Genomic DNA, 10,197 nt, shown 5'->3' with positions numbered 1-10,197 from the left:
AGACCGAACCAAAATGCACTTAAATTGCCCCCAAACGCTCTACGGCGCTCTTGGGGCGAGATTAGCATGCTGCCAAACGCGCAATTGTTGATTGTGTCCGAAATCCTTCGATTCAGCTTCCGGAGGTCGAAGTTTCGGCCCCACTGTTGTACACCCGCAACGCTAGCGGAGGCTGGCCTCGCAACCAGCGCACGATTCTTGGTACTGTGGTCAGGGCGTTCGGCGACGGCTCGCTGGCCACGGTCAGCAGCTGCGACCGTCGGACGCGCTCGCGATGCGCGGTGTAGAGGCCCGAGGCGACGATGAAGCCGGCGCCGAGGATGGTCCAGCTGTCGGGCACTTCGCCGAAGATCAGGAAGCCGAGGATGCTGACCCACAGCAGCTGCGTGTAGGAGAACGGCGCCAGCACCGAGGCATCGCCATAGCGGAATGCCAGCACCACGATCCACTGTCCGACGGTGGACGCAACGCCGATCAGGATGCCGAACATGATGTCGTGCCAGCTCGGCGTGACCCAGACGAACGGCACCAGCGCGCTGACGATGGCGACGCCGACGATGGACGAATAGGTCATCACGGTGATCGGGCGCTCGCTGCCGCTCATCATGCGCGTCAGGATCAGCGTGCCGGCCCAGGCCAGCGCCGAGACGAGCGGGAAGATCGCGGCGGGATGGAACGCGCTGGTGCCCGGCCGCAGGATGATGAACACGCCGGCGAGGCCGACCGCGGTCGCGATCCAGCGTCGCATGCCGACCCTCTCACCGAGGAAAGCGATCGACAGCGCGGTGACGAACAGCGGCGAGACGAAGCTGGTGGCCGAGGCTTCGGCGATCGGCAGGAAGCCGAGCCCCGTGATGAAGATCAGCGAGGAACCGAGCAATGCGGCGCCGCGCAGCACGTGCAGCCCGGGACGGCTGCTGCGCAGCGCGAACAGCGGCGAGCCCGGCAGCATCGCCGGCGTCATGATCATCGCGAACACCAGGAAGCGGATCCAGGCGATCTCGATCGAGGGCAGCGTGGAGGAGAGATATTTTGCCGTGACGTCGGAGGTGCCCAGGAACACGGTCGACAGCAGGATCAGCGCGATGCCCTTGAACGGCCGGTCGGTGCGGGCGGGCGCCTTGCTTGTCGCTGCGGGCGCGGTCTTTGCGGGCAATGAAAGGGGAACGCTGTCCAGCCTGGCGGCCACGGCTGCGGGGGGCGGTGTCACGGCAATCTCGAAGGCAAAATAAAGGGAATCTGCTCCGCGTACAAAACGCCAATTCCGCCGCAAGAACAATGCCCGAAAACGGGACTCCGATATGCACCAGCGCGCGCGACCGCCCGCCGCAGGCTGTGTGCCGCCGCAACTGCAACAGTTTGTTAAGAACTGTGTGAAGCGGAACGCGCTCAGAGCATCGGCAGCGAGCGCGGCTTCGGCCCGCGCGGGAACGCGGCATCGAGCGCGGCAAGTTCCTCGGCGCTGAGCTTGAGCTTGCCGGCGGCAGCATTCTCCGCCGCGTGGTCCGCGTTCGACGCCTTCGGAATCGCGAGCACTGACGGCAGCCGCGTGAGGAAGCTCAGCGCGACCTGGCGCGGCGTTGCCTTGTGCGCCTGCGCGATCGATTGCAGCACCGTGCCGGCCTTGCTCGACGGCGCGGGAAAATCATTGTGACCGAACGGCGAGTAGGCGACGACGGCGACACCGTGCTGCTCGCACCACGGGATCACGGCATGCTCGATGGCGCGCTCCTGCAGATGGTAGAGTACCTGGTTGCAGGCGATCGTGCCCTCACCCGCGACATCGAGCAGTTCGTCGAGATCCTCGGTGTCGAAATTGCTGACGCCCCAGGCGCGGATCTTGCCGGCCGCGATCAATTCGTCGAACGCCGCGACCGTCTCTGCAAGCGGAGTGGTTCCGCGCCAGTGCAGCAGATAGCAATCGAGGCGATCGGTCTTCAGCCGCTTCAGCGAGCGCTCGCAAGCGGTGATGGTGCCGCGTCGCGAGGCGTTGCTCGGCAGGACTTTCGAGACCAGGAACAGCTCGTCGCGGCGGCCTGACATCGCATCTGCGATCACAAGCTCGGCGTCGCCATACATCTCGGCGGTGTCGATATGCGTCATGCCGGCATCGATGCCGCGCTTCAGCGCAGCGACGGCCACCTTGCGGTCACCGCGATCGAGATACCAGGTGCCCTGCCCGATCACCGAGACCTGCGGGCCGCTGTCGCCGAATTTTTTTGTCTGCACGATCGCCTCGTTCTGCGTGTTCGCTCTTGTCCCCGCGCAAAGATAGAGGAAAGAGACGATCGTGTCTCCACAGTGTCGTCCCTGCGAACGCAGGGACCCATAACCACAAGAGTCAATTGTAGAGGCCGCTGCGGCCCCAGCGTGTTCCAACAACGCGGATTTGGGGTTATGGGTCCCGGCCTTCGCCGGGACGACAGCTGTTATGCGACGCGTTCTCGCGCAATCCCATCAGTGCGGGCCCGCCTACCCGCCCCCGTTTGACGGCGTTGCGCATCGTCAAACGTTGAGGTTCATCCACACCGCCTTCGGCTCGGTAAAGTTATCGAGCGCGGCGGTGCCGTGCTCGCGGCCGAGGCCGGAATCGCGCTCGCCGCCCCACGGCAACCGCACATCGGTGTAGCCATAGGTGTTGATCCACACCGTCCCGGCGCGGGCCTTCTTGGCGAAGCGCTGCACGCGGCCCATATCGGCGCTCCAGACGCCGGCGGCGAGGCTGTAGGCGGTGCCGTTGGCGATGCGCAGCGCATCGGCCTCGTCCTTGAACTTGATCACGCTGACGACGGGGCCAAAAATCTCCTCCTGCGATATGCGCATCTCGTGCGCGACGTTGGCGAACACCGCGGGACTGATGAAATAGCCGCGGTCACCGACCCGCGCGCCGCCGGTGGCCAGCAGCGCGCCCTCATGTTTGCCGATCTCGACGTAATCGAGGATCGAGCGCATCTGCTTCTCGGAGATGACCGGCCCGAGCGCGGTGGCGCGATCTGCGGGATCGCCGACCCGCAACGCCTCGGCGCGGGCGACCAGACGCTCGACCACCTCGTCATAGGCGTTCTCCTGCACCAGCACGCGCGAGCCGGCCGAGCAGACCTGCCCGGCGTTGAAGAAGATGCCGGCAGCCGCGGCTTTGGCGGCGGCTTCGAGATTGGCATCGTCGAAGATCACATTGGCGGACTTGCCGCCGAGCTCGAGCGAGACCCGTTTGAAGTTGCCGGCGGCGCCCTTCATGATGCCGCGGCCGACGCCGGGCGAGCCGGTGAACGTCACCTTGTCGACATCGGGATGATTGACCAGCGCATCGCCGACGACACGGCCGGGGCCGGTCACGATGTTGAGCACGCCCTTCGGCAACCCGGCCTCGAGCGCGAGCTCGCCGATCCTGAGCGCCGACAGCGAGGTCAGCTCGGCCGGCTTCATCACCACCGTGCAGCCACAGGCGAGAGCCGGCGCGAGCTTCCACATGCCGATCATCAGCGGGAAATTCCACGGCACGATGGCGGCGACCACGCCGACCGGCTCGCGCACCGTATAGGTCAGCGCGTCGTCGCGCGCCGAGACCACATCGCCGCTGATCTTGTCGGCCCAGCCGGCGTAATAGGTCAGCGTGTCGATGGCCGCCGGAAAATCCTGGCGCAGCACCGCCGATATCGGCTTGCCGGCATCGAGGCTCTCCAGCGCTGCGATTTCATCGGCGTGCTGCTTCAGCAGCTCGGCCCATCGGAGCAGAATGTGGCCACGCTCGGCCGCGCGCATGGTGCGCCACGGTCCCTCGAAGGCGCGGCGGGCAGCCGCCACGGCACGGTCGACATCCGCCTCGTTGCCTTCGGCGACGGTCGCGATCACCTGCTCGGTGGCGGGATTGAGCGACGTGAAGGTGTTTCCGGACAGCGAACGGACGCGAGCGCCGTCGATCAGCAGCAATTCGTCCCTGATGGTCGTCGCGCGGCGGGCGTCACGCTCATAGTCATATGCAACAGACATCATATTTCCTCCTCGTGTTGTCACTCAACCTAGGAGGCTTTGATCGGCAGTAAATATGATATCTTGTGCCTATTGGCATGCCAGGATATGAAGTCAAATTCATAATTGGTGGCCACCATGCTGCAGATCGAGATCGAGACCGTCTGGCGATTCCGGAAGGAGGACAGCCCGCAGACCGCGGTCGTGATGCTCGGCATCCTCAACGAGATCAGGAAGACCGGGAAGATCACCAGCGCCGCCAACGACGCGCAGCTGTCCTACCGCCATGTCTGGAACCTGATCGAGCAATGGACCGGCTTCTTCGGCGTGCCGCTGGTGGAGACGCAGCGCGGCAAGGGCTCGAAGCTGACGCCCTTCGGCGAGAAGCTGGTGTGGGCCGGCGAGCGCATGCAGGCGCGGCTCGGGCTGCAGCTCGAGAACCTCGCGCAGGAACTGGTCACCGAGATCAAGCCGTTTCTCGAGCAGCGGCCGTCGGTGATCCGGGTCCATGCCAGCCACGGCTTTGCGGTGTCCAAGCTGCGCGAGTTCCTCGACCGCGCAGGCGGCGTGGGCGTCGATCTGCGCTATGTCAGCAACCAGAACTCGCTGGTCTCGCTGGCGCAGGGCGCCTGCGATCTCTCCGGCGTGCATCTGCCGCGCGGCGAACTACGCGCGCAAGGCATCAAGGCCTGCCGCGAATGGCTCGATCCGCGCGAGGACCGCGTCATCAATTTCGTGACGCGCGAGATGGGCCTGATGGTCAAGCGCGGCAACCCGCTGAAGATCACGTCGCTGAAGGACCTGGTCGAGCGCAAGGCCCGCTTCGTCAACCGCGACCATGATTCCGGCACGCGGCTGCTGTTCGATCAATTGCTGGCGCTGCACAAGATCCCGGAAGGGCGGATCAACGGCGCCCAGCACATGGAATTCACCCATGCGGCGGTCGCCGCCTATGTCGCGAGCGGCATGGCGGATGCGAGCTTCGGCGTCGAGGCCGCGGCGCGGCAGTTCGGGCTCGATTTCATCCGCCTGCTCACGGAAGATTATTTCTTCGTCTGCAAGCGCGCCTTCCTCGAGACCGAGCCGATGCAGCGGGTGCTCGACATCATGAAGAGCAGCGAGTTCCACAAGGCGGTGGGCGCCCTTCCCGGCTATGTCGCCTCCAACACCGGCGCCGTCAGCGCCGTGAAGGAGTTTCTCGAGAAGCTGCATTCGGACCGCTGATCGGCCACACCCGGCGGCGGCCGACCTGGTGGCCGTCGATCCTTCGGGACTCGCGCCAGGTGCGATGACGAGGAACGACAGACACGAAGATATCTAGCCGAGGCCGCCGATGTCGGCGACCAGCACCGAGCCCGTCACCGATTCCGTGATGTAAAGACGGTCGCGGTTGGCGCCGCCGATCGCGACGTTGGTGCAGCTCGGCCCGGCGCAGGACTTGATCCGCGCGATGCACTCGCCGTTCGGCGCGAACACGAAGACGTGGCCGAGCGAGGCGTGCGCGACGAACAGCCGACCGGCGGCGTCCATCGTCATGCCGTCGGGCCCGCTCGGGCCGAACAGCGAGCAGAAGCGGCCGACCTTGGAGACGCTGCCGTCCTTCATGAATGGCGCGCGCCAGACCGCATTGTCGCGCGTCATGGCGACGAACAGCACCGCTTCGTGCGGATCGAGCACCAGGCCGTTCGGGCTGATGCCGGTGTCGATCAGGCAGTCGAGCGCGCCGCTCACCCGCAGCCGATAGACGCGGCCGGTCGGATCGTGCAGTCCGGTCTGGCCCTGATCGGTGAAATAGATGTCGCCGTTCGAGGCGATGTGCAGGTCGTTGCAGCCGCGGAACGATTCCGAATTGCGCGAGCGCAGCAGCGGCGTGACCTCGCCCGATTTGGCATCGAGCTCCATCAGCCCGTGCCGATAGTCGGCGATCAGGATGCGGCCCATCGGATCGATCTTCAGCCCGTTCGGCCAGCCGTCATATTCGGCGACCTGCGTCCATGACTTGTCCGGCGCGATCCTGAAGATGCGGCCGAACGGAATGTCGACGATGTAGAGATTGCCTGACGCGTCGAAAGACGGTCCCTCGATGAAGCAGTCCGTCACCGCACCCGGCCGGTTGGCGTCGGCCCATTCGCTTGCCACCTTGCGGCGGAATTCGGCGGGAACCGCGGAGAAGATTTCGGTCGGGATCAGTTTCGGCGGCGTTTCCAGGAACATCATTTTTCGGTTCACCCGTTGGCGGAACGGGGTGGACCATAGATCGATCCTTTCGTCATTGCGAGGAGCTCGCGATAAAACTGCAAAGCAGTTCTGCGCTGAAGCGACGAAGCAATCCATTATCGGCAAGCGGAGGTATGGATTGCTTCGCTTCGCTCGCAACGACGTGGATAGAGTTGCCGCTCGCAGCGGAACCGACGTCACGTGGCAAGCGCCGACGACGACCGCCCTACTCCGCCGCCCGTGGACCGCCGTAGGCTTCGGAAATCATATAGCCCGACAGCGTGCCGTAGGCCGCGGTCCATGCGGCGGCGACGTCAGGCGTCCAGGCGGGGCCAAGGCCCTTCTCCAAGGTCCAGAGCAATGCGCCGCCGACCACCGGATAATGCTCGGGCCTCGCGCCATAGTTGACATGACGCTTGGCGAGTGCACTCGCGGCCGGCAGGATCGTGTCGAGGTTGCTCAGCCCGTTGACGACGACGGCGAGCGTCGTCATCAACTTCTTGCGCTGCTCCTTCATGTCGGCGGGAAACATTGCCTTTACGGCTGGCGCGACCTCGAACAGACGGTCGTAGAAGATGACCGCAGCTTGCTCCGAGATCGGCGCGACCTTGCCAAAGCTTTCCTGAACCAGCTTGATTTGGGCCGGATTCATCTCGACTCTCCTCGGTTCTGAAATGAATTCTGAAACGATTTTTCAAAATGCGAGCATTGGTAACCCCGTCCGGCGTTTCGGTTCAAAGCGGAAACGCGCTTGCCGTCGACGTGATCATCACGCCGCCTCGACGAAGCTGTGGCGCTCATAGAGGAATTCGAGCACGCGCTGCCGGCACTTCAGGTAGCCTTGGTTGGTCGCGAGCTCGAGCCGCTTGCGCGGCCGCGCCAACGGCACCTCGAGCACCTCGCCGATCCGCGCACTCGGACCGTTGGTCATCATGACGATGCGGTCCGACAGCAGCACCGCCTCGTCGACGTCGTGGGTGATCATCAGGATGGTGTTGCCGAGCTTCTGGTGCAGCGCCATCACCGAATCCTGCAGATGCGCGCGGGTCAGCGCGTCGAGTGCGCCGAACGGCTCGTCGAGCAGCAGCACCTTCGGCTCCATCGCGAGCGCACGCGCGATGCCGACGCGCTGCTTCATGCCGCCCGAGATCTCGCTCGGCCGCTTGTCCTTGGCATGCGCCATCTGCACGAGGCTGAGATTGTGCATCACCCAGGCATCGCGCTCGGCCTTGCTCTTGATCCTTGCAAACACCTTGTCGACGCCGAGCTTGACGTTCTCGTAGACGGTGAGCCAAGGCAGCAGGCTGTGGTTCTGGAACACCACGGCCCGATCCGGTCCCGGCGAATTGACCTCGCGGTTCTCCAGCAGCACGCCGCCATTGGTGGCGCCGGTAAGGCCGGCGACGATATTGAGCAGGGTCGACTTGCCGCATCCGGAGTGACCGATGATCGAGACGTATTCGCCCTTCTCGATCGTCAGGTTGATGTCCTTCAGCACCTCCGTGGTGGCGCTGCCGCGGGTGAAAGTCTTGTCGATGTGATCGAGCTTCAGATAGGCCTGCATGACTTACTCCTCAGTTCGCCGCCGTGCCGCGGGTCACGATCTTGCCCAGCCCCGCGATCAGGCGGTCGAGCACGAAGCCGATGATGCCGACATAAAACAGCGCCAGGATGATCTCGCTGATATGCGAGGAATTCCACGCGTCCCAGATGAAGAAGCCGATGCCGACGCCGCCGATCAGCATTTCCGCGGCGACGATCGCGAGCCAGGACAGGCCGATGCCGATGCGCAGGCCGGTGAACATGTAGGGCGCGGCCGCCGGGATCATGATCTTGGTGAAGAACTCCAGCGGATTGAGCTGCACGACCGCCGCGACGTTGCGGTAGTCCTGCGGGATGTTGCGGATGCCGACCGCGGTGTTGATGATGATCGGCCACACCGAGGTGATGAAGATGACGAAAATCGCCGAGGGCTGGCCGTCGCGGAACGCGGCGAGCGACAGCGGCAGCCAGGCGAGCGGCGGGATCGTGCGCAGCACCTGGAACAGCGGATCGAGCCCGCGCATCGCCCAGACCGATTGTCCGACCAGCGTGCCGAGCGCGATGCCCGCGATCGCCGCGAGCGAATAGCCGTAGGCGACGCGCTGCAGGCTGGCGGAGAGATGCCAGAACAGGCCCTTGTCGATGCCGCCATTGTCGAAGAACGGATCGAGGATCAGCTCCTTGGTGTCCTTGAACACTTTCGACGGCGGCGGCAGGCTGGAGCCGGCGCGCCGGCAGATCAGCTCCCACACCACCAGCAGCAGCGCAACCACGATCAGCGGCGGCACCACGCGCGCCGCGGTCTCCTTGGCCATCCTGGCGTAGGCCTCGGCGCGCGGCGCGCGCTTCGGCGTCATGGTCACGACCGGCGCCGCGGCAGTGGCCGGCGGGATCGCCACCGCCGACACTTCAGTCTTCATGGCAGGCATCGACATTGAACGAAAATCTCCGTGGTCAAAAAAGGAGAGCCGCGCTGCTCGCGCGGCTCGCTCAAATCAGACGTCAACACGCTTGATGGACAACGACTTCAGATAGGCGGCGGGATCGGCGGGATCGAACACCTTGCCGTCGAAGAAGGTTTCCTTGCCGCGCGAGGTCGAGGCTGGAATGTCGGACACGCCAAGCTCCTTGGCGGCCTCCTTCCAGAGATCCTCACGGTTCACCTTGGCGATCAGCGCCTTGGTGTCGAAGCCTGCCTCGTACTTGCCCCAGCGGATGTCCTCGGTGAGGAACCAGAGGTCGTGGCTTTGATAGGGATAAGAGGCGTTGTCGCTCCAGAACCGCATCTGCTGCGGCGAATTCTCGACCACGCGGCCGGTGCCGTAGTCGAACTTGCCCTTCATGCGGTCGGTGATGTCCTCGACCGGGCAGTTGATCCACTGCCGCTTGGCGCAGATCGCCGCGGCCTCCTCGCGGTTCTCCGCCTTCTCGCACCACTGCTGGGCTTCCATCACCGCCATCAGCAGCGCCTTCGCGGCCTTCGGATTCTTGTCGACCCAGGCGGCGCGCAGACCGAACGATTTCTCCGGATGCTTGTCCCAGAGCTCGCCGGTCGTGATCGCGGTATAGCCGATGTCCTGATGGATCAGCTGCAGATTCCACGGTTCGCAGACGCAGAAGCAGTCCATCGTGCCGACCTTCATGTTGGCCACCATCTGCGGCGGCGGCACCACGATGGTCTCGATATCCTTGTCGGGATCGATGCCACCGGCGGCGAGCCAGTAGCGGATCCAGAGATCGTGCGTGCCGCCGGGGAAGGTCATCGCGGCCTTCACTGCCTTGCCGGAAGCTTTCTTCTTCTCCAGCGCCGCCTTGAACGGCGCGGTGTCGATGCCGACCTTGAGATCGGCATATTCCTTGGCGACCGAGATGCACTGGCCGTTCAGGTTGAGCCGCGCCATGATGTACATCGGCGTCGGCTGATTGTTCTGCGTCACCTTGCCGGCCGAGATCAGATACGGCATCGGGGTCAGAATATGCGCGCCGTCGATGCCGTTGCCCTCGGAGCCGAGCACGAGATTGTCGCGCGTGGTGCCCCACGAGGCCTGCTTCTGCACCTCGACATCGGGCATGCCGTATTTGGCGAAGATGCCCTTCTCCTTGGCGACGAACAGCGGTGAGGCATCGGTCAGCGCAATGAAGCCGAGCTTGGCGCCCTTCACCTCGGGACCGGCGCCCTGCGCGAACGCACCAGCGGGAAAGTTGAGCTTGGCCGCGGCGAGCAGCGCGGCGGCGCCGCTGGTTGCCTTCAGGAACTGGCGACGGTTGATCGCGTGGCCTGAGGGCTTGTTGGTGGGCTTGGTCATCGGTCGTCCTTTGCGTCGTTGCGTTGCGGTGATGCGGCTTTGCGTCGAGCGCCCTCCTTCGGGTGGCGACGCGCGCAGGGCGCAAAAGGGCGTGCACCGGGGAGGCCCCGGTCTGGCGGCGTCAGAAATCCGATGGGGTAGCCTCGAGGGACGGCTTCAATGG

Annotated in this window: 9 protein-coding genes; 1 reads left to right on the top strand and 8 read right to left on the bottom strand. The window is 64.6% G+C overall.

All coding sequences use genetic code 11. The features are described from left to right. Positions 1-112 precede the first annotated feature (112 nt). The 3 genes from XI02_RS14695 to XI02_RS14685 all read right to left on the bottom strand — a co-directional run bounded on the left by XI02_RS14695 (position 113) and on the right by XI02_RS14685 (position 3,990). Entirely contained in the window at positions 113-1,189 is a 1,077-nt protein-coding gene (locus tag XI02_RS14695; protein WP_370143913.1) for a DMT family transporter, read from the bottom strand. A gap of 200 nt (positions 1,190-1,389) precedes the next feature. After that, positions 1,390-2,229 (bottom strand): aldo/keto reductase, encoded by an 840-nt coding sequence (locus XI02_RS14690; RefSeq protein WP_172648260.1) that lies wholly within the window; start codon positions 2,227-2,229, stop codon positions 1,390-1,392. 276 nt (positions 2,230-2,505) lie between these two features. Continuing rightward, positions 2,506-3,990 carry an aldehyde dehydrogenase family protein gene (locus XI02_RS14685; protein ID WP_026192467.1) on the bottom strand — a complete coding sequence of 495 codons (1,485 nt, stop codon included), beginning with the start codon at positions 3,988-3,990 and terminating at the stop codon, positions 2,506-2,508. Between the two features lie 117 nt (positions 3,991-4,107). On the opposite strand from XI02_RS14685, the gene XI02_RS14680 reads away from it, so the two are divergent. Further along, positions 4,108-5,193, top strand: coding sequence for a substrate-binding domain-containing protein (locus XI02_RS14680; RefSeq protein WP_172648261.1), 1,086 nt, complete (start codon positions 4,108-4,110; stop codon positions 5,191-5,193). Positions 5,194-5,286: 93 nt separating this feature from the next. On the opposite strand, the gene XI02_RS14675 is transcribed toward XI02_RS14680, so the two are convergent. From XI02_RS14675 to XI02_RS14655, 5 genes are all read right to left on the bottom strand, one after another. Next, entirely contained in the window at positions 5,287-6,186 is a 900-nt protein-coding gene (locus XI02_RS14675) for an SMP-30/gluconolactonase/LRE family protein (protein WP_172648262.1), read from the bottom strand. A gap of 226 nt (positions 6,187-6,412) precedes the next feature. Beyond that, positions 6,413-6,838, bottom strand: a complete 426-nt coding sequence (locus tag XI02_RS14670) for a globin family protein (RefSeq protein ID WP_172648263.1) — start codon at positions 6,836-6,838, stop codon at positions 6,413-6,415. Positions 6,839-6,955: 117 nt separating this feature from the next. Further along, positions 6,956-7,750 carry an ABC transporter ATP-binding protein gene (locus XI02_RS14665; RefSeq protein WP_069276981.1) on the bottom strand — a complete coding sequence of 265 codons (795 nt, stop codon included), beginning with the start codon at positions 7,748-7,750 and terminating at the stop codon, positions 6,956-6,958. A 10-nt stretch (positions 7,751-7,760) separates the two neighbouring features. Next, positions 7,761-8,663, bottom strand: coding sequence for a nitrate ABC transporter permease (gene ntrB, locus XI02_RS14660; protein ID WP_026192466.1), 903 nt, complete (start codon positions 8,661-8,663; stop codon positions 7,761-7,763). A 60-nt stretch (positions 8,664-8,723) separates the two neighbouring features. Next, positions 8,724-10,034, bottom strand: a complete 1,311-nt coding sequence (locus tag XI02_RS14655) for a CmpA/NrtA family ABC transporter substrate-binding protein (protein WP_016844117.1) — start codon at positions 10,032-10,034, stop codon at positions 8,724-8,726. Between the last annotated feature and the right edge of the window lie 163 nt (positions 10,035-10,197).

It is taken from the genome of Bradyrhizobium sp. CCBAU 21365 (assembly GCF_015291305.1).
Taxonomy (GTDB): domain Bacteria; phylum Pseudomonadota; class Alphaproteobacteria; order Rhizobiales; family Xanthobacteraceae; genus Bradyrhizobium; species Bradyrhizobium elkanii.
The sequence above is the reverse complement of the archived record's forward strand: the minus strand, read 5'-3'. Positions and strand labels throughout refer to the sequence as shown.

What these genes read in the sequence shown, in the direction of transcription:
- XI02_RS14655 (WP_016844117.1), bottom strand. Translation starts at nt 10,034, where the DNA reads ATGACCAAGCCCACCAACAAGCCCTCAGGCCACGCGATCAACCGTCGC.
- XI02_RS14685 (WP_026192467.1), bottom strand. Translation starts at nt 3,990, where the DNA reads ATGTCTGTTGCATATGACTATGAGCGTGACGCCCGCCGCGCGACGACC.
- XI02_RS14675 (WP_172648262.1), bottom strand. Translation starts at nt 6,186, where the DNA reads ATGATGTTCCTGGAAACGCCGCCGAAACTGATCCCGACCGAAATCTTC.
- XI02_RS14680 (WP_172648261.1), top strand. Translation starts at nt 4,108, where the DNA reads ATGCTGCAGATCGAGATCGAGACCGTCTGGCGATTCCGGAAGGAGGAC.
- XI02_RS14665 (WP_069276981.1), bottom strand. Translation starts at nt 7,750, where the DNA reads ATGCAGGCCTATCTGAAGCTCGATCACATCGACAAGACTTTCACCCGC.
- ntrB (WP_026192466.1), bottom strand. Translation starts at nt 8,663, where the DNA reads ATGTCGATGCCTGCCATGAAGACTGAAGTGTCGGCGGTGGCGATCCCG.
- XI02_RS14670 (WP_172648263.1), bottom strand. Translation starts at nt 6,838, where the DNA reads ATGAATCCGGCCCAAATCAAGCTGGTTCAGGAAAGCTTTGGCAAGGTC.